Consider the following 25967-nt stretch of genomic DNA (forward strand, 5'->3'; position numbering starts at 1 on the left):
ACGTGAAGAATTTAATTACAATACTTTTTTCCATTCTTTAATCGCATCTGTATTTATTTTTATATATTCTTTATTACCTACTTTTATAGCCCCATCTAAAGATTTTTCTGCAGATTCTATTGCTTCTTTAATATTCCCTAATTTTGCTTGAATTAAAGATTTGGTTCTGTAAAACCAATAGGGAGAATCTCCTTGTTTTAAATCTATCGCTCTGTTGATCCAATTTAATGCTTTTTTCATATCTCCTCCAGATTGAAGATAATAGTTTGCAGAAGCATAATATGCATTAGCATCTGCTTTGGGATTAGCCAAAATCCCTTCTATACTTGCATTAGCAATTTTTTGTGTGGGTACGTTAAATTTTAAATCTATTAAGGTTTGATCCCAAGCTAGCTGTAAATGTCCTGAATTATCTGAAAGATTATTGATACCTATAATAAATGTTTCTATCGATGCGGGTAAATTTTGAACAGGGACTAAAGTTCTAAGCGCTACTTTCGACTCATTCCATTCCTTAGGTGTACCCCAATTATCTGAATCCGAATAAAAAATTATTTCCCACTTATCAATATTAGGAATGGTATATATAGCATATTTCCCTTTGGGAAGAGTTTTTCCATTAATCTCGACATCATCCCCTAACTTAATTGTAGTATTTTCATTTGCTCCGGTTCTCCATAGCTCATTGTAAGGAACCAAACCTCCAAAAATTACTCTTCCCTTTTTATTGGGTCTAGAATATTCTAACTCTATATCCGTAAGTCCGACCATCTGTTCAATCTTAGATTTCAAACTAGCTGCCGGAATCTTTACTTCTTGGGCTTTCCCTATTGATAGAAAGACCATCATGACTCCTGTTAAAAGTAATTTTTTCATCTTGTTATAGGTTTTTATTTATTATTAATTTTTGCCCATGTATCTTTTAAAGTTACAGTTCTGTTAAAAATTAACTTATTTTCTTTAGAATCTTTATCAACAGCAAAGTAACCTATCCTTTGAAACTGAAACTTATCTCCAACTTTTGATTCGCTTAAACTTGGTTCTGCAAAACCCTTAATAATATTTAAGGATTCAGGATTTAAATATTCCAAAAAATCATCTTCATGACTATCTGGAGACTCATCAATAAATAATCGATCATATATCCTTACTTCTATAGGCAAGGCATGTCTTACAGACACCCAATGTAAAGTACCTTTTACTTTCCTCATACTTGCTTCTGATCCACTTCCACTTTTGCTTTCTTTATCATAGGTACAATAGATGGTTTGGATATTCCCATGCTCATCTTTTTGCACAGATTCTGCTTTGATTATATAGGCCCCTTTTAATCTTACTTCTCCCCCTAAAGTTAAACGGAAAAATTTTTTAGGAGCTTCTTCCATAAAATCTTCTCTTTCAATATATATTTCTTTAGAAAAGGGTACATTTCTTTCTCCTGAATTTGGATCTTCAGGATTATTTTCTAACGAAACCCATTCTTCATTGTCTTCATTTAAATTGATAATAACCAATTTAACTGGATTAAGAACCGCCATTACTCTTGGTGCAATTTTATTTAAATGATCTCTTACCGTAAATTCTAAAAGGGAAACATCTATTAGATTCTCTCTTTTAGCAACTCCTACCCTTTCTAAAAAGTTTTTAATTGCTTCCGGGGTATATCCTCTTCTTCTCATACCGGAAACGGTAGGCATTCGCGGATCATCCCACCCTGTGACATATTTCCCTTCTACTAATTTTAATAGCTTCCTTTTACTTGTAATTGTATAACTAACATTTAATCGAGCAAATTCTCTTTGTTTACTTTTGGTTGTATTTTTTTTATATACCTGATTTAGATACCATTCATAAAGTGGTCTGTGATTTTCAAACTCTAAAGAACATAAAGAATGTGATACTTGCTCAATATAATCGGATTCTCCATGTGTCCAATCATACATAGGATAAATAGACCATTCTTCTCCGGTCCTATGGTGTGGCTTTTTTAATATTCTATACATAACTGGGTCCCTCATATTCATATTTGCAGACTTCATATCTATTTTTGCCCGTAAAACATGAGTCCCTTCTTCAAAATCACCGGCTTTCATTCGCCTAAACAAAAGAAGATTTTCTTCTACACTTCTATTTCTGAAAGGACTTTCAATACCATTTTCAAAAGGTGATTTTCTTTGAGCATTAATTTCTTCAGAAGTTTGATCATCTACATATGCTTTTCCTTCTGAAATTAATTTTTCTGCCCAATCATATAACTTTTGAAAATAATCTGAAGCATAACATATCTTATCCCACTTATATCCCAACCATTCTACATCTCTTTTTATAGCATCTACATACTCCTGTTCCTCTTTTTCGGGGTTTGTATCATCAAAACGCAAATTAACCGGTGCTTTATATTTTTCTCCTAATCCAAAATTTATCCATATAGCTTTGGTATGACCAATATGTAAATACCCATTAGGTTCTGGAGGAAATCTAAATCTTAATTTATCTTGTGGAAAACCCTCACTTAAGTCTTCTTCTATTATTTGTTCTAAAAAATTAAGTGATTTTTTTTCTTCTTCTTGCATGGTATATAATAATATTAACAAGCAAATTTACGTTATTTTCAAAGAATTTCATAAATTTAAAACATTAATATAGAACGTAATATTACTGTCATTTTATTTTTTATTCTTATTTTTATTAGTAAATAAATCCTAATCATTTACTTAATATTTAATTGATTATTTTTGTAACATGAAGGAACGTTTTATTCCCATTTTATCAGGACTTATGACAATTTCACTCATTGTCTTTATTGGGTTGCAAATTTTCTGGCTTAAACAATCTGTAGATGCAGGAGAACAAGATTTTTCTTCAAGAGTTTATAAAGCATTAAATAGCTCTTCCCAAAAACTTAACACTCTTGAAATCAATAAATTTTATAAGCCTTTTACCAATTTTTATCAAAATATTAATGCTCAAAAAGATTCCAGTACAATTCAAACTGCAATGAGTGTAATAGATTCTCAATCTGTTAAATACATTATCTATAAAAAAACCATTGTTCATAAAAAACCACTCGCTATTCCTTTTTCCAAAAAAGATACTTTAAAAATTACGAATCTTTTAACTGATGAAGGTGTACTCAAGATTAAAAAGGATTCAAATGATCAAAAATTAAGACCTATTGAAGAAAATATTGAAAATAGCTTTACTAGCCCAAAATTTACCTTAGATGAGTTTGCCCGTTTAAGTGTAAATCAAATGAGCTTGGAATCTAGAGTATCCATTAAACAAATTGATTCTATAGTAAACCAAGAACTTAAAAAACAAAATATAGATACAGATTTTAAATGTGGCATATTAAATAATAATTTAAAACCTACCTCTGTGCATAGCAAAGATTTTGTTTTAAGTAAGCACCCTAAACAAAATTATAATGTTATTTTATTTTCAGATGGAAAAGATAATACTCAATATTATCTTTCAGTTTATTTTCCTTCTAAACAATATTCAGTATTAAATCCTATTTTTGGTGCAATCGCAGTTACTATAGCTTCTACCCTTATAATTATAGCTATCTATATTGCCTCTATTTATTATATGTCTAGACAAAAAAAGATCTCGGAAATAAAAACTGATTTCATAAATAACATGTCTCATGAATTTAAAACTCCTATAGCTACTATAAATATAGCAACAGACACATTAAAATCAGAAAAAATACAAGAAAATCCTGAAAAAATGAAATTTTATATCTCATTAATTAAACAGGAAAATGAAAGAATGAAAAAACAGGTAGAAATGGTTTTAAGAATGTCTAAACTTGAGAGAAATGCTTTAGAACTTGTACGTAAAGAAACCGATATAAGAGATGTTCTGAAAAACAGTGTAAAAACGGTTCGAGTACAAGTTGAACAAAGAGGAGGCAAAATAATTGAAAATTATACAGCCGAAAAACATATAGCTTCTGTAGATGGTTTTCATTTAACAAATGCTTTTGTAAATATATTAGATAATGCTAATAAATATTCCCCGGAAAAGCCAGAAATTACAGTAAAAACATATAATAATAAAAATGATTATGTTGTTGAAATTTCTGATAAAGGCAAAGGAATGCAGGAAAATGTAATAAAAAAGATTTTTGAAAAATTTTATAGGGAAGAAACAGGGAATATTCACAATGTTAAAGGACATGGCTTAGGTTTAGCCTACGTTAAAAATATAATTAAATTACACAAAGGTGGTATTAAAGTTGTAAGTAAACTACACAAAGGAACAACATTTATTATAAAAATACCTTTAAATCAATCAAACTATGGATAAAAAAGTAAAATTATTATTAATAGAGGATGATCCAAGTTTTGGAGCCGTACTAAAGGATTATTTAACCTTGAATGATTATGATGTCACCCTTGCCGTAGATGGTGAGGATGGATTGGAAAAATTTAAATCCGATACTTTTGATCTATGCCTTTCAGATGTTATGATGCCTAAAAAAGATGGATTTACATTAGCAAAGGAAATAATAGACATAAATCCGGATATTCCCATCATATTTTTAACAGCTAAAAATATGAGAGAAGATATATTAACAGGATATAAATTAGGGGCTAATGATTATATAACTAAACCTTTTGACTCTGAAGTATTGTTATATAAAATTAATGCGGTATTGCAAAGAAATAACAATAATGCAACTAATGAAGAAAATGAAGACAAAGAAGTTTATGAAATTTCAAGTTTCAAATTTAACACTAAACTTAGGCAATTAGAGGTAAAAGATAAAATGTACAAGCTTTCACCTAAAGAAAATGAATTATTAAAACTTCTGTGTAAGTATAAAAATGACCTTATGCCTAGAGAAGAAGCTCTAATTAAAATATGGCATAATGACAACTACTTTACATCAAGAAGCATGGATGTATATATTGCAAAAATTAGAAAATTATTTAAAGAAGATGAAAACGTAGAAATCGTAAACATTCATGGCGAGGGATTTCGATTATTAGTAAAAGAATAATCAAAATTGTATTTAACTATATTTCTATGAATATCTATTTCTTAAAAAAACACTGCCTATGTTTTCATCTAAGTATATATGGAAATTTACAAAAGTAAAAATATAGAAGATTTAGAAAATAAAAAAATCAGTAATCTTCTTTGGCAATATGCTATTCCTTCAATTATCGGTATTACTGTAATTGCTTTATATAATATAATTGATAGTATTTATATTGGTCATGGCCCAAATTTAGGAGATCATGCTATAGGGGGACTAGGCGTAGTACTTCCTATTATGAATCTAATTTCAGGAATAGGTTTATTAATCGGAGCAGGAGCTGCCACAAGAGTTTCATTATATTTAGGTAAAAAAGACCAAGAATCTGCTGAAAAAGTGGTAGGCAATTCCTTTTTGCTTACTATAATTTTAACAAGTATAACCGTCTTCGGGATATACATATATAATGATTCTATATTAATTTCTATTGGAGCAACGGAAGATACTTTTCCATATGCCAAAGAATTTTTACAATATTATCTTCCCGGAAATATATTTTTAACTTTAAATATTGCTTTCAATAGTATAATGAGAGCATCCGGATATCCTAAAAAATCTATGTATACCATGCTCATAGGAGTTATAGCCAATATTATCATAGCTCCTATATTTATCTTTATTTTCAATTGGGGAATGAAAGGGGCTGCCATAGCTACTACAATATCCATGCTTATAGGTGTAACTGTAGTGATGATACATTTTTTCCAAAAAAAACATACTTTATTATTTCATTGGAAAAGAGTACGAATAAATACAAATATTACCTGGTCGATCATTAACATAGGCTTTGCTCCCTTTTTTATGCAAATAGCCGCATCTCTTGTCATCTTTTTCATTAATAATCAATTAAAAAAGTTTGGAGGAAGTACAGCTATTGAGGCTTATACTATTGCTAACCGTTTAATCATGGTTTTTATCATGATATTGGTTGGACTTACTCAAGGAATGCAACCTATAATAGGATATAATTATGGAGCAAAAAAAATGAAGCGAGTAAAAGAAACTTTAATTTACACAATAAAAGTAGGAGTTTTTATAGGATTCTTAGGTTTATTATTTGGTTTCTTTCTTCCAAATTGGGTTGTACAACCCTTTAACCCTTCACCAAATTTAGCGAAAGAGGCATCTATAGCATTACAAATAATGACCCTAACTCTACCTTTAAGTGGATTTCAAATGGTAGTTTCTAATTTTTTTCAATGTATTGGAAAGGCTATTTTATCATTTTTTTTGAGTATGACACGACAATTTTTAGTACTTATACCTTCTCTTTTCATACTCCCAAATTTTTTCAACCTCAATGGAATTTGGCTTTCCATCCCTCTATCCGACATAATTTCTACAATCTTAGCTGTATTTTTTTTAATATACCAAACATATAAATTGAAAAGTTTATATGCTATATAGCTAAAAACATATAATATTAATTACTATATTTGCATACAAATTGTTTTATGTAGTTTAAAAACTAATTATCACGCTAAATTGAGGTGATAACTTTTATATAAAGTAATACTATTATTACTATTTAAACAAAATAACTGATCATTACACAAATTATAAAATAATATTGTTTAAATACCATATTGAATAAGTAAGCCATGCAAGAAAAAAAAGAGTTATTCGTTCTTTCTCCTTTTGAAATTCCGGATGTTAATTTAGCATTAAACACTTTTAAGTTAGGGGCATTCCCGATTTTACATCTTGGACACAATAAAAAATTAGCTGAACAATGTTTAAAAGACCTGTCAGAAAAAACAAAAAATCATTTTGGGGTTTGTTATTCATCCCAAGCTATATCTTCAATAGAATTACCAAAAAATGTTTCCAAAGTAATTCTTCCTTTAAACATAAAGTTCTCTCCTAAAAAAAATATTGAATTATACTATCAAGTATACTCTCTGGAAGAAGCAATTACAGCCATTAAAAACGGAGCAAAAAATATTATATTAAAAGGAAATGAAGGAGCAGGTAAAGTAGCCTATGAATCTACTTTTGTATTATTTCAAGGAATAATGAAAAATTACTCACAACTTCCTATAAATATTTATTTACAAGGAGGGATGGGAATTCATACCTCAGCAGCTGCTTTAGCCCTTGGAGCAAAAGGAATTATTTTGGATAGTCAAGTCGCCTTATTTCCGGAATGCAGTACTTTAAACAAAGAAACTAAAAATATATTAAGTAAATTAAGTGGTAGCGAAACTATTTTAATAGATAATTTTAGGGTTCTTTTAAGAAAAAATTCCCCTTCTTTACCTAAGAATCCTACATATAATGATATAATTCCTTTTTTAGGAGGAGCAGATTTATCTCAAAACATTCTTCCCATGGGGCAAGATATTACATTGTCCGTCAACTTTGTGGATCAATATAAAAACTTATCTCATTTTATTTTTGCTATTCATGAAGCATCATATGGACATTTGTTACAAGCTCAATCTTTAAACATATTAAGTTCTGAAAATAATTTATGTAAAGATCTGAACATAAAATATCCTATAGCGCAAGGACCTATGGCAAGAGTAAGCGATGTTCCTGAATTTGCTAAAAAAATATCTCAGGAAGGAGCCTTACCTTTTATAGCTATGAGTCTTATGCAGGGAAATACGGCAAAAAATACAGTATTAAAAACTGCAAAACTTCTCAAAGATCAAACGTGGGGAGTAGGAATTTTAGGTTTTGCACCTGTTCAGCTGAGAGATGAACAAATGAAGTATATTTTAGAAGCTAAGCCCCCCATAGTTCTTATTGCAGGAGGAAGACCTTCTTTAGCTAAACCATATGAAAAAGAAGGAATTAAAGTATTTTTACATGTACCTTCTTCAGCTTTACTTGATATGTTTCTAAAAGAAGGTGCACGAAACTTTATTTTTGAAGGTAGAGAAAGTGGAGGGCATGTAGGCCCTTTATCCAGCTTAGTTCTCTGGGAAAAACAAATTCTCAGATTATTAAAACAAGAAGACATTCCTTCGCTTAATCTTTTTTTTGCAGGAGGTATACACAACGATTTTTCCTCTGCCTTCATTTCTATCATGACTGCTACTTTAGCCGCAAGAGGAGCTAAAATAGGAGTATTAATGGGGTCTTCATATCTCTATACAAATGAAGCTGTAGACACAGGAGCCATAGTTTCAGAATATCAAACACAAGCTATAAATCAAGATAAAACCGTTTTATTAGAAGCTGCTCCAGGACAGGAAACGCGTGTTTTAGATTCTCCATTTATTGATTATTTTAATCATGAAAAACAACAACTTCAATCTCAAGGTTTAGATTCTAAAGAAGTTTGGATCAAATTAGAAGAATTGAATATCGGACGTTTACGCATTGCTTCTAAAGGAATCGAAAGAAAAGGAGATAAACTCATTTATCTAAATAATAAAGAACAAGTAGAAAAAGGTATCTATATGATCGGACAAATAGCCGCATTGCAAGATAAAGCTATATCCATCAAAGAATTGCATACACGTGTTGCTATAAATAGTCAAGCATTAATTTTAAAATTAGACAAAATTCAAGAACCTACTCCCCCACATGAGCCTGTAAAACTTGCTATTGTAGGAATGGCAGGAATTTTTCCGGGGGCCCAAAATTTAGATGAATATTGGAAAAATATTATTTTAGGGAAAGATAATATAACTGAGGTTCCCGATTCTCGTTGGAATAAAGATCTTTTTTATAATCCTGAAACGCGAGATACAGATTATGTATCTTCCAAATGGGGTGGATTTATTCCAACTATAGACTTTGATCCATTAGAATTTGGCATCCCCCCACAATCTTTAGCCTCCATAGAACCAGTTCAGCTACTTAGCCTTTTGGTAGCTAAAAGAGCACTAGAAGATGCCGGCTATGATCTTGCTACGTTTGATGGAGAAAATACCTCCGTAATAATTGGAGCTGAAGGAGCCACAGATTTAGCAGCAGCATATGGATTTCGTGGATATGCAAAACAAGTATTTGGTGAATTACCAGAAGAATTTAAACAAATGCTTCCTAAATTAAATGAAGACTCTTTTCCTGGAGTTTTATCCAATGTTGTGGCAGGGAGGATAGCAAATCGCCTTAATTTAGGTGGTAGTAATTTTACAGTAGATGCCGCATGTGCTTCTTCTCTTGCTGCTTTGGATATTGCATATCAGGAATTACAAAATAATAAATCTGATATTGTGATTTTAGGGGGGGCTGATTTACATAATGGTTTAAACGACTTCCTTATGTTCTCTGCAACTTATGCTTTGTCTAAAAAAGGATATTGCGCTTCTTTTGATTCTGAATCTGATGGTATTGCACTAGGAGAAGGAATTGGCATGATAATACTTAAGAGACTTGAAGATGCCGAAAGGGATAATGATAGAATATATGCAGTTATAAGAGGTACAGGAGGAAGCAGTGACGGTAGAAACTTAGGCATGACTGCTCCTAATAAAAAAGGTCAAATTAAAGCTTTACAAAGAGCTTATAAAAATGCGGGTATATTACCTTCAGAAGTAGAATTAATTGAAGCTCACGGTACCGGAACTGTTGTAGGAGACCGCACTGAACTTAGTGCTCTAACAGACATGTTTTTAGAATCGGGGGCTGTAAAAGGTCAAACACATTTAGGATCAGTAAAAACACAAATTGGCCACACCAAATGTGCAGCAGGTATTGCTGGAGTAATTAAGGCGGCTCTTTCTACCTATTATGGAATACAACCTCCAACTTTACACTTAAATAAACCTAATCCTTTTTATAATAAAGAAATCAGCCCTTTTGTTTTCAATACAAAAGCAGGAATTTGGAATAATGACAAAAGAATTTCTGGAGTTAGTGCTTTTGGTTTTGGAGGAACAAATTTCCATGTAGTAATGGAGAATTATCAGCCTACTATTTCTACTCAAAGTACGCTTCCGTCTTGGCCCTCTGAGCTATTTGTATTTCGTGGAGATACTTTAGAAGAAGCTCAAAGCCTATTACAAAAAATCAAACAATTATTACATTTCAATGATAAACTCCCTTTAAAGGATATAGCTTATAGTTTATCCTTATATAATAAAAAAGATATACAGATTTGTATTGTAGCTACCAATCATGAAGATTTATTATCAAAGATTGATGTTATACTTTCTAATCAAAAAAATGAAAAAGGAATTTACCTAAGAAACCTTAAAGAAGGGAAAATAGTTTTCTTATTTTCTGGACAAGGAAGTCAAAGGGTCAATATGGCCAGAGACTTATTTGTTGCCTTTCCTGCTATGAGAGATTTATTACAACAAAATAAAGAATATGAAAAAGTAATATTCCCACATGCAGTCTTTGATGATGAAAGCTTACTTAAACAAAAAAAGTCTATAACAGAGACCCAAAATACTCAGCCTTTATTAGGTATTGTAGATTTAGCTATAGCAAAATTTCTACATTCTTTAGGAATAAAACCTGATATTCTTGCAGGACACAGTTATGGAGAATTACCTGCTTTATGCTTTTCTGGAGTCTTTGCTCCTGAACATTTAGTTTTTTTAAGTCGGGAAAGGGCTAATGCTATATTAGAAGCAGTAAAAGATGATAAAGGAAAAATGATTGCTGTTAGTATTGATGAACGATCCCTTAAAGAATTATTACAAGGAGAAAAGGAAATATGGCCGGTTAATTTTAATTCCCAAAAACAAATTATACTAGCAGGAACAACTAATGCGATGAATTCTTTTGTAGAAAAATTAAATAACAAAAATATTTCTTCCAAAGAACTAGCTGTAGATTGTGCTTTTCATAGCCCTTTACTAAAAGAAGCAAAAAATATATATGCAAAATCTTTAAAGAAAATTAGCTTTAGTAAACCTACTATTCCTGTATGGTCTAATACAACAGCAGATGCCTATCCGTCAGAAGTTATTAAGATTAAAGAACGATTATCCGAACATCTCATTCAACCAGTATTATTTAGCAAAGAGATTAAAGCTTTATATGACCATGGCGCACGAATTTTTATTGAAACTGGTCCGGGAAGAGTTTTAATCAATTTAGCTCAAACCATTTTAGGAAAAGATGAAATAACTACAATTCAGACAGAAGACAAAAATGAAGAAGGAGTAGAATTTATACTAAAAGCACTAGCTCAATATATATCCACAGGAAATTCAATACAAGTTGAAAAATTATTTGATGGTAGAAATGTACACATTTTAGATATTGATAATCCGGAACAATACAAAAAAAATTCAACATTATGGTTGATAAATGGACATAATGCTATTCCATCTGTTGGCAAATTGCCTTCTAATGGAGCTTTACCAATCACTAAACCAGTTAAAATTAATGGTATGTCCGGTAATTCAATTGATAATATTTCTTCTCTTTCTAATTCAGAGCAGGTAATTCTGGAATATTTGAACAATATGAAATCCATAATTCAGAATCAAAGAGATGTTATGCTCGGATATTTAGGGCAACCTCCTTCTATAGAGGTACCTATTCAAACTGCAAATACAGAATCTTTACCTCAATCAGTATCTATACAGTCCTCAATGAATGTAGATACCATTGTTACATCTGCAAATTCAAACTTTTCTGTAGAAGAAATAAAAAAACTTTTATTGGAAACTGTAAGCGAAAAAACAGGATATCCTATTGATATGTTAGGATTAGATCTGGATTTGGAAGCTGATTTAAGTATTGATTCTATTAAAAGAATGGAAATTATTGGAGCATTAAGAGAAAAACTCGGCATTACTGATGATCTGGAAGAATCTGAAGACGCGATTGAAAGAATGGCTTCTATTAAAACTTTAAATGGTTTGATAGAATGGATTGAGGAATTAGCTAAAGAAAATAAAAAAAATATCAATAACCAATCAAGTTTAGAAATTTCTCAGAAGTTAGATAATACAATAACCACTAATCTCGTAACTTCAACTGATAAACCATTTTCCATACCTTCTGCCCAAGAAATAAAAGCTTTATTACTGGAAACTGTAAGTGAGAAAACAGGATATCCTATAGATATGTTAGGACTAGATCTAGATTTAGAAGCAGACCTAAGTATAGACTCTATAAAAAGAATGGAAATTATTGGAGCACTAAGAGAAAAACTAGGTTTTACTGATGATCTGGAAGAATCTGAAGATGCCATAGAAAGAATGGCTTCTATTAAAACTTTAAATGGAATGATAAACTGGATAGAAGAATTATCTAATCCTGAAAACCTTTCTTTAATAAATCAGACTAAACAACATATAAATCATACTATTTCTTTTGATAATAAATCTATATCAGAATTAGAATCAACCTTAATAAACAAAAATAATACAGAAACTACTCTTCTAAGAGCCAAACTAAGTTTAGAAAAATGGAATAATCAAGATGCTAAAATTTTAGATATAAATAATAAAAAATTGGCTATTGTAGATGATGGAAGTAGTTTTTCTAAAAACGTTAAAAATAAACTAGAATCTAAAGGAGCTAAAGTTGATATAATTAATGGAAATGAAGATTTATCCGATTACAATGGTTTAATTCTCTTAGATACTATTAAATCATCCATTCATTATAAAATAGATGATGTTTTCCAAATGGTAAAACAGTTAAATCTGGAAAATGTAGAATGGATTTTTATTTTTAGCGATGCTCCTGTAGAATTGAAAAAAGAAAAAGATATCAAAAAACTAAATCAAATAGAAGGATTCCCTGGATTTATCAAAAGTATAGCTCGAGAATATTCTCTCATTAACTGTAGATGTATAAATTCTTATTCTCCTTTTAATACAAAATCTATTTCCGAAATAGTATATAACGAATTAAGTATAAGCGATATTTCTTCTGAAATAATATATAAAGAAAAAGAACGATTCCGTTATAATATTATTTCTGAACCTTTATCGAAGACTAAAGATTCAAAGCTCCAATTAGACATAAACTCGGTAGTATTAGTACTAGGAGGTGCACAAGGAATTACTTCAGAACTTATTATCCATTTATCCAAAGAATATCCATGCCATTATATTTTAATAGGAAGATCACCTATACCTAAACCAGAAAATAAAAAGTATGTTCATTTTTCTTCAAAGAATGAAATTCGAGAATTTTTAATTTCTGAAGAACAGATGAAAATTCCTGCTGAAATTGAAAAAAAAGTAAATAATATCTATAAAGAAAACCAAATTATTAAAACATTAACTAAGATTAAAGAAAGCGGGTCAAAAGTGACTTATAAATCTGTTGATATTACAAATGAAAAAAATTTCAGAAAACTCATTCAAAACATTTATAAAAAAGATGGAAAAATAGATGGAGTGATCCATGCTGCGGGCTTATTAATCGATAAATTATTTACACACAAGACCTTAGACTCTTTTAAACAAGTATATTCTACAAAAATAACTCCTTTACATATACTATTTGAAGAACTTAAGCCAGATGTAAAATTTATAACATTTTTTAGTAGTATTGCCTCTGTATATGGTAATAGAGGCCAGTGTGATTATGCTGCTGCAAATAGCGTTTTTGATCTTATCGCACAAATTTATACCCATAAAAATAATTCAAGAATCTTAACTATTAATTGGGGACCATGGAAGGGTGCCGGAATGGTATCAAGCGCATTAGAAAGTGAATTTAATAAAAGAGGAATTTCTTTAATTCCTCTTAAAGAAGGTGCAAAATCCTTTATAGATGAATTAAAATATGGAACTGAAAAACAGATTATGATCATGGGTGAAGGAGATGGAGTAAAACAATTTTTCGGAATTTGATTAAAAAAACATGGAAAAAATTGCTAACATACTTGCTGTATCTGCTAATTCCAAAGAAGATTTATTAAAAATACTTTCTGACTTTCCACCATCCAATACAATAAATAATGATGGAAACTATCGACTGATAATTTTTGATCCAACTTTTGAACGAGTTGAAAAAGCAAAAAAACTTATAGACAAAGATAAACCTTGGAAAGGACGCCAAGATATTTGGTTTTCTAATGACCCTGTATTAAAAAAAGAAGGAAAAATTGCATTTTTATTTCCTGGATTTGATTCTGTAATTAATCCGGAAATTAAAAGTATTTCTGAATTTTTTAACTATTCCATCTCAGAAAATAATATTGGTGATAATAACAAGCTATTAAATCAATCACTAGAATTATTTAATGCTAGTAAAATTATTGACAATTCTTTAAAAAAGTTAGGGATACATCCAGATATGAATGCAGGGCATAGCCTTGGAGAATGGTTTGCAATAAAAGCTTCAGATTTAGTTTCTGAATCTTCTATAAAATATTTATTACAATCTATGATTCCTGATAAATTCAAAATTGAAGGAATTTATTTTATAGCTGTTGCTTCTGGAAAAGAAAAATTGGATTCTTGGTTAAAAAATATTCCCGATCTTTATTTGTCTATGGATAATTGTCCTAGTCAAATTCTACTATGTGGCACAGAAAAAGCAAGAGATCTTTTACTCGATATTCTTAGAAAAGAAAAAATTTTTTATCAGGTATTACCTTTCGAGTCAGGATTTCATACCCCTTTTATTAAAAAACACCTACATATACTTGATGAAGCATTAGAGAATATACAAATACAAAAAAGTAAAATCCCTTTATGGTCTGCTACCACATTAGATCTTTATCCAGAAAATTTTGAAGAATTTAAGGAACTTACAATTAAACATCTTACAGAAACAGTTCGTTTTCGAGAGCTAATCGAAAAATTATACTATCAAGAAAAAGCCAAAGTATTTATACAAATTGGTATAGGAAATATAGTTGGATTTGTAGATGATATTTTAAAAACAAAAAACTATAGTGCCATATCTACTTGTATTTCCGGCAGATCTACACTTGAACAACTTAAACGAGTACTTGCTCTTTTATATGTAGAAGGAAAAGAAATAAATTTTTCTTTTTTAGGCATTAATAATAAAACCTCTACAGATACTGAAGATTCTGTTTCGATAAAAGGTACTTCTGAATCAATTACTGCTGAAAAGACTAAAGAGAATTTATCTCAATTATATGCAATTAATAATCTTTCTGTAAATATTGAGGATCCTATTGAAAAAGCGTGGAATGAGAACTTAAAAGAAATGATGTTAACTCAGGACCAAATCGTTCGTTTATTTAATAAAAGAAAAACAAATATTGATATTAAAAAAACACATTCTTTTATTACGGAAAAAGAATCTATCATAAATAAAAAATCATATGACAGAACTGGTAATACATTTACCGAAAACTTATATGTCTCTTTGGAAGAATATCCTTATTTGATAGATCACTCTCTATTTAAACAACCTAAAAACTGGAAAATTTTAAGTGATATAAATCCAGTAATTCCTATGACTATGACATTAGAATTATTAATGGAAGCTGCGCAGAAACAAAATCCCAGCCAAAAAGTACTCAAATTAGGGCCTGTAAGCGTTTTTCAATGGATGAAAGTGAACACTCCATTTGATCAAAAAATTGAAGGAATTTGGAAATCAAAAGATAAAATTTCCTTAAAAATTAAAAATTTTGTTAGTGGCGAAGTGCAATTGGGAAATAATTATCCTGTTCCTGAATCAAAATACTTACAGGAAATAGATTTAGGGGAAAATATAGTATCTACTATACCAAGCCCTGAAATAATTTATAAAAAACATATGTTTCATGGTCCTAGCTACCAAGGAATTCTTGAAGTAAAGAATATAACCCGAAAAGGACTTCGAGCTCTTATAAAAAAATCTACAGGAAAAGGTTCTTTACTAGATAATATAGGACAACTTTATGGCTTATACTTACAATTAACTTTAGGTGAGAATTCCAAAGTTAGTTTTCCCGTTAAAATAGAAGAAATTAATTTCTTTCAGGATGTTCAAGATCAACAAGGGGTTTTTGAATGTATTTGCCTCCCTACTTCTTTTAATAATAAAATTTCTACGGCTGATATAATTATAAAAAGAGAAAACAAAATTTGGTGTATCATTAAAGGATGGAAAAACCAAATATTTGAAGGATTTGATAAAAATCTTTGGAATATGACTTTAAATCCTGATAAAAATATTTTAGCAAAAGAAATAAGTCCTAATGTATATTTTTTTAATAACGTATATAACTATGCGGTGAACTGGAATTTTTTAATGAACATATATCTCAATGAGGAAGAAAAAAAACATTATGACTCTCTTCTATTAAATAAAAAAAAGGATTATTTAATAAGTAGAATAGCTTTAAAAGATAATGTAAGAAAATATATTGAAACTAAATATGGAAAAAAATATTTCCCTATAGAAATAAATATTCAGTATGATGCTAACAATAAACCCTCCATATATGGAGTAAAAGAAGCTTCTGAAATTGAAATATCATTGGCTCATAAAGGTACAAATTCTGTTAGTATAGTTTCTGAAAAAACTGTGGGTATTGATATAGAAATAATTGAAGAAAGAGAAACCAATTTTTTGGACTATACACTAACGAACCATGAAAAAAAATTACTAAAAGATAAAAATATTAATGAGTGGAGTACCCGCTTTTGGGTTGCAAAAGAAGCTTATGGAAAAATGTTAGGCGTTGGATTAAAGGGAAAACCAAAACAGTATGAAATACAAAAAATTGAAGGAGAAGATTTAATAATTTGTAATACAACGATTAAAACAATTAAATATAATAATTACATAATAGGATGGACTCTATAGAATTACAAAAGCAAAAAAAGGAAGTATTTGAATTATTGAAAAAATTTATTACTGAGGTTTTAGGAGAAGATATCGTAGATGAATTGGAGATAACTGAATACAGCACTTTTACTAAAGATCTTGAAATGGATAGTATTGAAATTGTAGCTTTAGCTGAAAAAGTTAAAAATTACTACAATGATGATATGGATTTTAATGGTTGGGTTGCTACATTAGATATGGATCAGTTAATTAACTTACGTATTATTGATATTATTAACTTTATAATTGATGCCACTAATAAAGATAAATAATCAGAAATTTCATGTTTTAGAACTTAATGAAACAGCTCCGGATCCTATTATAATGATACACGGAATGTTTACGAACCTATCTGTGTTTTACTTCAATATAGCAACACACCTGGCTAAAACCCACCATATTATCATGTATGATTTAAGAAGCCACGGGTTAAGTGAAAAGGTAAAATATGGGTATGATTTGAAAACCATGTCTAATGATTTAATATCATTAATGAATTTTTTTAAAATTCAAAAGGCAAACTTAGTAGGATATAGTTTCGGAGGATTAATTTCATTATTTACAGCTATTCATCATCCTGAATTAACTCAAAAAATTGCAATTATTGATTCTCCAATTACAGATAGCGGAACAGATGACACCATAGAGAAATATGGAAATGAGTTTTTAGAACATTATATGCAAAATTATTCTATATCTACTCAATTAACGCCCAATAAAAGACAGTTAAATAAAAGTAAAAAACTTTTTGATTTTCTACTTCATGAAACTACTATGCCTAAGGACCTTATCAAAGATAAAGATTTTTCTTCTGCTGAAAATATGAAATCAATTTATCAAGAGATATTGCTCTTATATGGAAATCGATCCGATTGTTTAAAAGATGGAAAGTTATTGAATAAACTTATTCCTAATTCTAAATTATATGAAGGAAATGGAGACCATAATCTCCCGGTTCAAAACCCTGAATGGATAAGTAAAAAATTAATGGAATTTTTCAATTAATTAGTTTAAACCACTATAATGGCTAAATTTTTTTTTATAGTACCTCCCTTAACGGGGCATATAAATCCTACATTAGGTTTGGGAAAAGAACTTATTGAAAGAAACCATGAAGTTTTCTGGATTAGTTTTGATCCTGAATTAGAAAAACAACTTCCAGAAAAAGGAAAGTTATTACTTATTCCTTTTTCTTTGAGTGAAGAAGAAAAAAGTAATTTACTAACATACATAGAACATCTCAAAAAAAAAGTTGTTTATGGAATTGATAGTTTAAAATTTTTATACGAAGACGTTTTAATTCCTATGAATAATTACATAATTGATGGTATTTCTGAGCTACTTACTGATAATTCCCCTGATATTGTGATTACGGATCATCAGATATTTGCTGGAGCAATAAGCTGTTTAAAGCAAAAAATTCCCTATGTAACGTCTGTAACAGCTCCTGCTTCTATAAAAATCAACAAAAATTTACCTATGGTTCACCAATGGGAAAGTAAACAAGTAATTGCTTTCCAAAAAACACACGGAATTATGGTAAATCAAAGAATTGATTGCTCAAATTTACTTACATTAGTATATACCTCTAAAGAATTTTTTGGAGAATCTCAACTCCCTTCATATTATAAATTTATTGGACCAATTATTAATTCCCGTAAAGAAAATATTTCTTTCAATTGGGATAAATTAAATTTAGATAGTAAAAACCCTAAAATTTTAGTTAGTATCGGAACTACTTTTGATCATGAAAAAAAATTAGTTTTTTTTAATAAAGTTATAGATGCTTTTAGAAATGAAAAAATAACTGTGGTCTTAGTTTCAGATCCTAAATTATTTACTCATATTCCAGATAATTTTATTATACAGCAAAAAGTACCTCAATTAGAAATTATTCCTCATATGCAGGCAGTTGTATGTCATGGAGGTAATAATACTGTTTGTGAATCGCTTTCTTACGGTATCCCTTTGGTTGTAATTCCCATTGCTTATGATCAATCTTATGTTTCAGGTTGTGTAACGGAAAACTTTGCTGGTATAAGGTTAAAATTTAACAGATTTAAATCTCAACAATTAAAAGAAGCTATACATCTTATTATTAATGAAACAAAATATAAGAACGGAGCAAAAAGAATACAGAAGTCTTTTATAAATGCAGGAGGATTACAAAAAGGAGCAGATTATTTAGAAAAACTTATATATAAAAAATAATATGGCAAAATTTTTATTCGTAGTTCCCCCTTTTTTTGGACATATTAATCCTACTCTCAGTATAGGAGCCAGTCTTATTGAAAAAGGTCACTCTGTAGTTTGGACAGGACTAATTCCCTTAGAAAAGGAATATATACCTATGAAAGGAATTTATTTTTATCCTGAAGAATTACTAGCTCCACATAAAAAAGAAATTGAATATATACTTTCATTACAAGGAAATGGTTCTAATCTTTCCGGTTTAGAAACTTTAAAGTTAGCTTTAGAGCAAACTTATATACCTTTTGCTAAAATAATGATAGATGGAGTTATTTCAATAATTGAAAAATTTAATCCTGATGTTATTATTAATGACTGTATTACTTTTGCCGGATCCTTAGCTGCCTACAAAAAAGGAATTCCTTATGCCACAACAACAACATCTCCGCCTGAGGCCATGGGTGACCCTAAAATAGCTCCTAAAGTCGAAGAATGGTGCCACAATTTAATTATTAAATTACAAAATGACCTAGGAATATATGGAAAAGAAGAGCTCATTAATTCTAAAGAACTAAATATGGTATTTACTTCTTATGAGTTTGCCGGCTATAAAATACCTCCTACTAATTTAACATTTATAGGACCTGTTTTCGGGCGACCTTCTCCTGTAACATTTGACTGGGATAAATTTGAAACATATAAAAATCCTAAAATTTATGTTTCTTTAGGTACAGTTGTAGAAGATATTCGACAAGATTTTTTTAAACGGATTGTTAATATTTTTAGAGAAAAACCTGTTACCGTAATAGCCTCAGCAGAACCATCTTTATTAAATGAATGGCCCAATAATTTTATTGTACAAAAAAAACTACCTCAAATTGAATTATTACAAAAGGTAGACGTAGTAATTTCACATGGCGGATTTAATACCATTAATGAATCATTAATTAATGAATTACCCATCCTAGTAATACCTATTGCCTATGATCAGTTTTATAATGCCTCATTAATAGAAAAATCTGGTTGTGGTATAAGACTACGTTATAAGAGAATGAAAGATTCTGAAATTGAGAATGCAATTTATGAATTGTTAAATAACACAATTTACAAAAAAGCTGCTAAATATATAAAACAAACATTTATGAATGCTGGAGGAAATCATAAAGCTGTTGAATTATTAGAAAACTTAGTTAATTCTAACAAAAATTTATAGAAATGATCCGTACAACCACAAAAATAACAAGTAATAATAATATAATATTAATTTTCATACTATTTTTATATGTAGTTTTTTTACTTTTTTTTGGTTCAAAAATGTCTCCATTTTATGCCTCAAATGAGTGGGCTGACCCTAATATATATTTTAATGTTGCGAAAGGGATGCTAAATGGAAAAACATTATATACAGAAATTTTTGATCATAAAGGACCTTTCATATTTTTCATTTATGGAATAGGATACTTTATTTCAAATACTTCTTTTTTTGGTATGTTCCTTATACAAATTATAAACTGGACAATTCTTTTAATATTTGTCTACTTAACTGCTAAACTCTATCTAAATCAAGCTTTTTCTTTTATTATCAGCATCATTTTTTCATTGTTTTTAATGAAACTAATTAAAGCTGGTGGATCAGCAGAAGAATTCATTCTGACTTGGGAATGTATAAGCTTATATTATTTTATAAAATTTTTTAAAAAAGATAATTTATCAGTACATCCTCCAATTTATATGCTAATCCATGGATGTTTATGCAGCATGACTTTATTAACAAAAATTAACTTAGTTATGTTCTGGTTTTTTCCTTTATTATTCATATTTATCTCTATTTTATGGAATAAAAATTTTAAAAATTTTTTTCTAAATGTAACTTATTTTTTTGTAGGATGTTTAATAATATTTTCCCCCGTTATATTTTATTTATATAGTCATAATGCATTAAAAGAAGCTTATAATATATATATTGCACTAAATAGTAAATATTCTCAAATATCTTCTGTTCAAAGTACTTTTTTACTATTGTTGAAAAGAATAACCTTCTTATTTATAGATTCTTGTTCATTACTTGTTTTTCCTACTATTGGATTATTTTATTTTTCCATTAAATATATTAAATCTAAAATAGCCAGTTTATCTATTATACTATCAGGAATATCTTTTTACATTACTATATTTATGGCTCCTATGTTTCAATACTACTATCCTATACCTTTTTTAGTCTATGATGTGTTGGGATTAATAGGTTTATTTTTATATTTACAAAAATATATTTCTTATCATTATTCTGTTTGTCCACTAATTGTTATAGCTATAATCTCCGTTTTTTTAGGATTAAGTTTGAGATTATTAACCAATACCTGGGTAGAAGCTACAATTCTTAAACATGATAAATATCTTACAGAAAATTTAAGAGATGTATTAATTAAAGAAAAGGATCCTACCCTTCTTAATTTAGGTTTTGGATTAGGCAACAGCTTATTTACAACTTGCAATATTGTTCCAAATGTAAAATATTTTATTAAACCTAATTTATCTTATAGAATATATCCTCAATTGAGAGATGAACAAAGTTCTTATATTAAGGACAAAAAAACTCAATTTATTATTTTACCTCGTCGGGTTTATAAAGATGGTATTAGAAATAGCTATATTCATGTTGAAAAAACTGATGAATTTGATTATTATTATAATTTACCAACACTTAAAGAAAATTATAATTTAATAATGATTGACACCATAAAAAATAGAATTGATGAAAATAATCTTGAAATATATTATTTATATAAAATAAAAACCCCTTAAAGATTAAGGGGTTTATTTTTTTTTATTATTTTTATTGACTTATTTTCGTTAAACGCAATGTATTAGTTAGTCCATTACCAAAGGATGGCATAGCATTGAGATTTATTACAAAATCTCCTGGATTTGCATATTTTTTATCAACGATGTCTTTATTAACTTCTACAACTGTCTCATCTGTACTTTTTAATCCTTCATAATGAAAAGCTTTAACTCCCCATAAAAGGCTTAACATATTAATTACTCTTTTATTAGAGGTATATACTATAATATCAGCCAAAGGTCTGTAAGAAGAGATTTGAAAAGCTGTATATCCTGATTGAGTTAGAGTTACTATAGCTTTAGCATTTACCTGTTCTACCATCTTAGCTGCATTAAAACAAATCATATCTGTCACATATCTGTCACTTAAAGGCTTAGGGTCATGTGCCGGCACTTTAATATGATGGTCATCTTCAACATTATTAATAATCTTAGACATATTTTTAATGACTTCTACCGGATATTTTCCTATTGAAGTTTCACCACTCAACATTACGGCATCAGCACCATCTAATACTGAATTCGCTACATCATTAACTTCAGCACGAGTTGGTGTTAGCCCATCAATCATACTCTCCATCATTTGTGTTGCAATAATAACCGGTTTACATGCAATTTTACACATCGCTACCAACTTTTTTTGTATTAATGGAACCTTTTCCATAGGAATTTCAATTCCTAAATCTCCTCTAGCTACCATAATTCCGTCTACTATATTTACAATATCCTGAATATTCTGTATTGCTTCTGGTTTTTCTATTTTAGCAATAATCGGAATTTTATGATTACTATTTTTTTGAATTAATTCTTTAAGATCTTGTACATCTTGTACATTTCTTACAAAAGAAAGAGCTAGCCAATCAAAATCATATTTAATAGCAGTTAAAGCATCTTTTATATCTTTTTCTGTTAATGCTGGTAAGGAAATTTTAGTGTTAGGAAGATTCACACCTTTTTTTGATTTAAGTGGCCCTCCTTGAATTACCCTTGCGGTAACTTCATTAATTAAATTTGTCTCTAATACTTCAAATATTAATTTTCCGTCATCTAATAATATTTTTTCTCCTACTTTTACGTCTTTTGCAAACTGAGGATAACTCATATAAACTCTACGAGAATCTCCTTCAATTTGTTCATTAGTAAAAGTAATAATATCTCCCGGGCTAACTATTGTTCCTTCCTTAACTATTCCTACCCTTAATTTTGGACCTTGTAAATCTGCTAGTAAAGCTACATTTAAATTATATTCTTTATTAATTTCTCTAACTAAATGTACCCATCTTTCCACAACTTCTTCTTCTGCATGTGAAAAATTAACTCTAATTACATTAACACCAGCCTTAAACATATTAATCAAAACTTCCTTGCTTTCAGAGGCTGGACCGATTGTTGCAACAATTTTTGTTTTTTTTCTAAATTCGTTCATTATGTAGGTAATATCAAATTTTCTAAATTATTTATTTTTATATTTTCTAAATCAATATACTGATATTCTTTTATCATTTTCAGGTTTTGCAAAGTTACATAAAACTCTTCATCTAAGAAAAAATCAAATTTTAAGAAATAATTAAATGCCTTATATTCAGGCATTAATATTTTAGTGTTTTCAACTTCTTCAAATAAACTAAAATCATCTTTCTTTAAAATTTCAGGAAATGAATAATTACTGATTAATTCTATTTTTTGTTTGGTTTTTAAATGATAAAATTTAAATACTGAAAACTTATATGGGATTTTTTGATCCATAATTACCTGATCATCTACTCTTTTTAGATTGAATAAACAGTATTTATTTAAATAAAAAGCAAATTCATAATCTTTTGTAAGATTTGAAGATAAGCCTAACAATTTAAAATTAAATATAGGGTCATCTTCTTCCCAATCAAATGAATATATCTTCATTATTTTTTATTAGAAGTATTTATATATTTATTTAATCTATAAAATGCCCTTTTGGATGCTATTTCCTCTGCTTTTTTCTTTGATGTAGCTCTCCCTTTGGTAATTATTTTATTATCTAAATAAATGATGGAATTAAAAATATTAATTTCTTCTGCATTTTCTTCCTGAAATGTATCAAAATTAATCTCTATTTTATTTTTCTGAGCCCATTCAATAATGAGACCTTTATAACTGGTAACTCTTTTTTCTAACTGTTCAAAATCTTCTTGCTTAATTAGCGTTTCACTTATAAAATCTCTACAGTTTTCGAATCCCCCATCAATATAGATTGCTCCTACTAAAGCTTCATAAAGATTTCCGTTTATATTTTCTCCTAAACTTGTATTTTGTCTTTTTTGAAGATAATCACTCAAATTTAATTCAGTTCCTAATGCATTCAATGTTTTTCTATTAACCATTTTAGAACGCATTTGAGTTAAATACCCTTCTTTTTTATCAGGCGCTTGATGATATAGATAATCAGAAATGATACTTGATAATACTGAGTCACCTAAAAACTCAAGTCTTTCAAAATCTCTGCTATTATTATTGATTGAAGAATGGGTAAAACACTCATAAAAAACATTTAAATTTGAGGGTTTATACCCTATAAGATCTTCAATCTGTTTTTTAAAAATTTTTTCTTCTTTAGTATTCGGATTTTGTTTTAATAAATTTGAAGGGAAAAATATTTTTTTCCAAATAGCCATAGGATTCGATATTCATATTTTAAATTTTCTTTAAAATAACACATGCATTATGACCACCGAAACCAAAAGTATTACTCATTGCATAAATTACTTCTTTTTCTTTAGCTTTATTAAAAGTAAAATCTAATTTAGGATCAAATTCCTCATCATCTGTAAAGTGATTAATAGTTGGAGGAACTTTGTTTTCTTTAATAGCCACAATACAAGCTAAGGCTTCTAATGCACCTGCAGCGCCTAATAAGTGACCTGTCATGGATTTTGTTGAATTTATTTGAATATTATATGCATGTTCTCCAAATAATTTTAAAATAGCCTTAGACTCTGCTAGATCTCCCAACGGAGTAGAAGTTCCATGTACATTAATATGATCAATATCACTATATTTAATTCCAGCGTCTTCTATTGCATTTTTCATAACATTATAAGCTCCTAACCCTTCCGGGTGAGGCGCTGTCATATGATATGCGTCAGCACTTAACCCTCCACCAACAACTTCTGCATAAATGGTCGCTCCTCTCTTTATTGCATGTTCATATTCTTCTAAAATAAGAGTAGCAGAACCTTCTCCTAAAACAAAACCATCTCTATCTTTATCAAAAGGACGAGAGGCTGTAGAAGGATCATCGTTTCTGGTAGACATAGCATGTAAAGCATTAAACCCTCCTACTCCACTTGCACAAATTGCTGCTTCTGAACCACCTGTTACAATAGCATCTGCTTTACCTAATTTAATTAGCATTAAAGAATCAATAATAGCATTGGATGAAGAAGCACAAGCGGATACTGCCGCATAATTCGGTCCCATAAATCCATATTCCATAGATATAAGACCCGGAGTCATATCGGCAATCATTTTAGGAATAAAAAAGGGATTAAATCTGGGCACACCATTTCCTTGAGCAAAAGTTGTAACTTCTTGCTCAAAAGTATTTAATCCTCCAATTCCTGACCCCCAAATAACTCCAACCCTTTCTTTATTTAATTCAGAATATTCTAATAATTTACTGTCTTCTACAGCTTCTCTAGATGATATAATCCCCAATTGAGCACATCTATCGTATTTTCGAATATCCTTTTTTTCAAAATAATCTTCAGGATTATAATTTTTTAATTCACAAGCAAACCTTGTTTTAAAATTAGTTGCATCAAATAGAGTAATTGGACCCGCTCCACTTTTTCCTCCTAATAATGCATCCCAATATTCTTTGAGATTATTACCTATAGGAGTTATTGCACCAAGTCCAGTTACTACTACTCGTTTTAAAGCCATACTCTAATGTCTTATAATTATTGTTTATTTACTTCTTCAATATAAGAAATGGCTTGGCCTACTGTTGAAATTTTTTCTGCTTGATCATCGGGAATTTGAATATCAAATTCTTTCTCAAATTCCATAATTAGCTCTACTGTGTCTAATGAATCAGCTCCCAAGTCATTTGTAAAACTTGCTTCTGGGGTAACTTCGCTTTCATCAACTCCTAATTTATCAACAATGATAGCTTTTACTCTTGATGTAATGTCAGACATAACCTTTTATTTTTTATTATAGTTCAGTCGGC

At 29.3% G+C, this 25967-nt stretch carries 17 protein-coding genes; 10 read left to right on the top strand and 7 right to left on the bottom strand.

Going from position 1 to position 25967, the window contains the following annotated elements; all coding sequences use genetic code 11:
- Positions 1–15: 15 nt before the first annotated feature.
- Both C4S76_RS01045 and C4S76_RS01050 read right to left on the bottom strand, forming a co-directional pair.
- The gene (locus C4S76_RS01045) at positions 16–876 is read right to left on the bottom strand and encodes a DUF2911 domain-containing protein (RefSeq protein ID WP_105191823.1); all 861 of its coding nucleotides are present in this window, start codon (positions 874–876) and stop codon (positions 16–18) included.
- Between the two features lie 14 nt (positions 877–890).
- The gene (locus tag C4S76_RS01050) at positions 891–2573 is read right to left on the bottom strand and encodes a glutamine--tRNA ligase/YqeY domain fusion protein (RefSeq protein ID WP_105191825.1); all 1683 of its coding nucleotides are present in this window, start codon (positions 2571–2573) and stop codon (positions 891–893) included.
- 169 nt (positions 2574–2742) lie between these two features.
- On the opposite strand from C4S76_RS01050, the gene C4S76_RS01055 reads away from it, so the two are divergent.
- The 10 genes from C4S76_RS01055 to C4S76_RS01100 all read left to right on the top strand — a co-directional run bounded on the left by C4S76_RS01055 (position 2743) and on the right by C4S76_RS01100 (position 21718).
- Positions 2743–4314 carry a sensor histidine kinase gene (locus C4S76_RS01055; RefSeq protein ID WP_105191827.1) on the top strand — a complete coding sequence of 524 codons (1572 nt, stop codon included), beginning with the start codon at positions 2743–2745 and terminating at the stop codon, positions 4312–4314.
- Positions 4307–5011 (top strand): response regulator transcription factor, encoded by a 705-nt coding sequence (locus C4S76_RS01060; RefSeq protein WP_105191829.1) that lies wholly within the window; start codon positions 4307–4309, stop codon positions 5009–5011. Before C4S76_RS01055 ends, C4S76_RS01060 begins: the two co-directional genes overlap by 8 nt.
- A 78-nt stretch (positions 5012–5089) precedes the next feature.
- Positions 5090–6457: an MATE family efflux transporter gene (locus tag C4S76_RS01065; RefSeq protein ID WP_221404964.1), complete on the top strand. Its 1368-nt coding sequence runs from the start codon at positions 5090–5092 to the stop codon at positions 6455–6457.
- Between the two features lie 194 nt (positions 6458–6651).
- Positions 6652–13782 (top strand): type I polyketide synthase, encoded by a 7131-nt coding sequence (locus tag C4S76_RS01070; RefSeq protein WP_105191831.1) that lies wholly within the window; start codon positions 6652–6654, stop codon positions 13780–13782.
- Between the two features lie 10 nt (positions 13783–13792).
- Entirely contained in the window at positions 13793–16705 is a 2913-nt protein-coding gene (locus C4S76_RS01075; RefSeq protein ID WP_105191833.1) for a 4'-phosphopantetheinyl transferase family protein, read from the top strand.
- Positions 16693–16998: an acyl carrier protein gene (locus tag C4S76_RS01080; protein WP_105191835.1), complete on the top strand. Its 306-nt coding sequence runs from the start codon at positions 16693–16695 to the stop codon at positions 16996–16998. Before C4S76_RS01075 ends, C4S76_RS01080 begins: the two co-directional genes overlap by 13 nt.
- On the top strand, positions 16976–17731 hold the full coding sequence (locus C4S76_RS01085) for an alpha/beta fold hydrolase (RefSeq protein ID WP_105191836.1): 756 nt from the start codon (positions 16976–16978) through the stop codon (positions 17729–17731). The genes C4S76_RS01080 and C4S76_RS01085 overlap by 23 nt, the downstream gene beginning before the upstream one ends.
- A gap of 18 nt (positions 17732–17749) precedes the next feature.
- Positions 17750–18937, top strand: coding sequence for a glycosyltransferase (locus tag C4S76_RS11940; protein WP_181044013.1), 1188 nt, complete (start codon positions 17750–17752; stop codon positions 18935–18937).
- A 1-nt stretch (position 18938) separates the two neighbouring features.
- Positions 18939–20129, top strand: a complete 1191-nt coding sequence (locus C4S76_RS11945; protein WP_105191840.1) for a glycosyltransferase — start codon at positions 18939–18941, stop codon at positions 20127–20129.
- A gap of 101 nt (positions 20130–20230) precedes the next feature.
- Positions 20231–21718 carry a glycosyltransferase family 39 protein gene (locus C4S76_RS01100; protein ID WP_105192100.1) on the top strand — a complete coding sequence of 496 codons (1488 nt, stop codon included), beginning with the start codon at positions 20231–20233 and terminating at the stop codon, positions 21716–21718.
- 31 nt (positions 21719–21749) lie between these two features.
- Here C4S76_RS01100 and pyk read toward each other — a convergent pair whose 3' ends face one another.
- Genes pyk through C4S76_RS01125 form a run of 5 tightly spaced genes read right to left on the bottom strand, consistent with a single transcriptional unit; the run spans position 21750 to position 25935 of the window.
- A complete protein-coding gene (pyk, locus tag C4S76_RS01105) occupies positions 21750–23183 on the bottom strand; it encodes a pyruvate kinase (RefSeq protein ID WP_105191842.1) in 1434 nt (477 codons plus the stop codon).
- Complete coding sequence (locus tag C4S76_RS01110) at positions 23183–23659, bottom strand: IPExxxVDY family protein (RefSeq protein ID WP_105191844.1); 477 nt, start codon at positions 23657–23659, stop codon at positions 23183–23185. The genes pyk and C4S76_RS01110 overlap by 1 nt, the downstream gene beginning before the upstream one ends.
- Positions 23659–24408 carry a ribonuclease III gene (rnc, locus tag C4S76_RS01115; protein WP_105191846.1) on the bottom strand — a complete coding sequence of 250 codons (750 nt, stop codon included), beginning with the start codon at positions 24406–24408 and terminating at the stop codon, positions 23659–23661. The genes C4S76_RS01110 and rnc overlap by 1 nt, the downstream gene beginning before the upstream one ends.
- Positions 24409–24427: 19 nt before the next feature.
- Positions 24428–25678, bottom strand: a complete 1251-nt coding sequence (gene fabF / locus C4S76_RS01120; RefSeq protein ID WP_105191849.1) for a beta-ketoacyl-ACP synthase II — start codon at positions 25676–25678, stop codon at positions 24428–24430.
- A gap of 17 nt (positions 25679–25695) precedes the next feature.
- On the bottom strand, positions 25696–25935 hold the full coding sequence (locus C4S76_RS01125; RefSeq protein ID WP_055424989.1) for an acyl carrier protein: 240 nt from the start codon (positions 25933–25935) through the stop codon (positions 25696–25698).
- Positions 25936–25967: the final 32 nt, after the last annotated feature.

Source organism: Apibacter adventoris (genome assembly GCF_002964965.1).
GTDB lineage: Bacteria > Bacteroidota > Bacteroidia > Flavobacteriales > Weeksellaceae > Apibacter > Apibacter adventoris.

Excerpts from the sequence above, each read along its gene's own strand:
- C4S76_RS01045 (WP_105191823.1), bottom strand. The coding sequence starts at position 876 with ATGAAAAAATTACTTTTAACAGGAGTCATGATGGTCTTTCTATCAATA.
- C4S76_RS01050 (WP_105191825.1), bottom strand. The coding sequence starts at position 2,573 with ATGCAAGAAGAAGAAAAAAAATCACTTAATTTTTTAGAACAAATAATA.
- C4S76_RS01055 (WP_105191827.1), top strand. The coding sequence starts at position 2,743 with ATGAAGGAACGTTTTATTCCCATTTTATCAGGACTTATGACAATTTCA.
- C4S76_RS01060 (WP_105191829.1), top strand. The coding sequence starts at position 4,307 with ATGGATAAAAAAGTAAAATTATTATTAATAGAGGATGATCCAAGTTTT.
- C4S76_RS01065 (WP_221404964.1), top strand. The coding sequence starts at position 5,090 with ATGGAAATTTACAAAAGTAAAAATATAGAAGATTTAGAAAATAAAAAA.
- C4S76_RS01070 (WP_105191831.1), top strand. The coding sequence starts at position 6,652 with ATGCAAGAAAAAAAAGAGTTATTCGTTCTTTCTCCTTTTGAAATTCCG.
- C4S76_RS01075 (WP_105191833.1), top strand. The coding sequence starts at position 13,793 with ATGGAAAAAATTGCTAACATACTTGCTGTATCTGCTAATTCCAAAGAA.
- C4S76_RS01080 (WP_105191835.1), top strand. The coding sequence starts at position 16,693 with ATGGACTCTATAGAATTACAAAAGCAAAAAAAGGAAGTATTTGAATTA.
- C4S76_RS01085 (WP_105191836.1), top strand. The coding sequence starts at position 16,976 with ATGCCACTAATAAAGATAAATAATCAGAAATTTCATGTTTTAGAACTT.
- C4S76_RS11940 (WP_181044013.1), top strand. The coding sequence starts at position 17,750 with ATGGCTAAATTTTTTTTTATAGTACCTCCCTTAACGGGGCATATAAAT.
- C4S76_RS11945 (WP_105191840.1), top strand. The coding sequence starts at position 18,939 with ATGGCAAAATTTTTATTCGTAGTTCCCCCTTTTTTTGGACATATTAAT.
- C4S76_RS01100 (WP_105192100.1), top strand. The coding sequence starts at position 20,231 with ATGTCTCCATTTTATGCCTCAAATGAGTGGGCTGACCCTAATATATAT.
- pyk (WP_105191842.1), bottom strand. The coding sequence starts at position 23,183 with ATGAACGAATTTAGAAAAAAAACAAAAATTGTTGCAACAATCGGTCCA.
- C4S76_RS01110 (WP_105191844.1), bottom strand. The coding sequence starts at position 23,659 with ATGAAGATATATTCATTTGATTGGGAAGAAGATGACCCTATATTTAAT.
- rnc (WP_105191846.1), bottom strand. The coding sequence starts at position 24,408 with ATGGCTATTTGGAAAAAAATATTTTTCCCTTCAAATTTATTAAAACAA.
- fabF (WP_105191849.1), bottom strand. The coding sequence starts at position 25,678 with ATGGCTTTAAAACGAGTAGTAGTAACTGGACTTGGTGCAATAACTCCT.
- C4S76_RS01125 (WP_055424989.1), bottom strand. The coding sequence starts at position 25,935 with ATGTCTGACATTACATCAAGAGTAAAAGCTATCATTGTTGATAAATTA.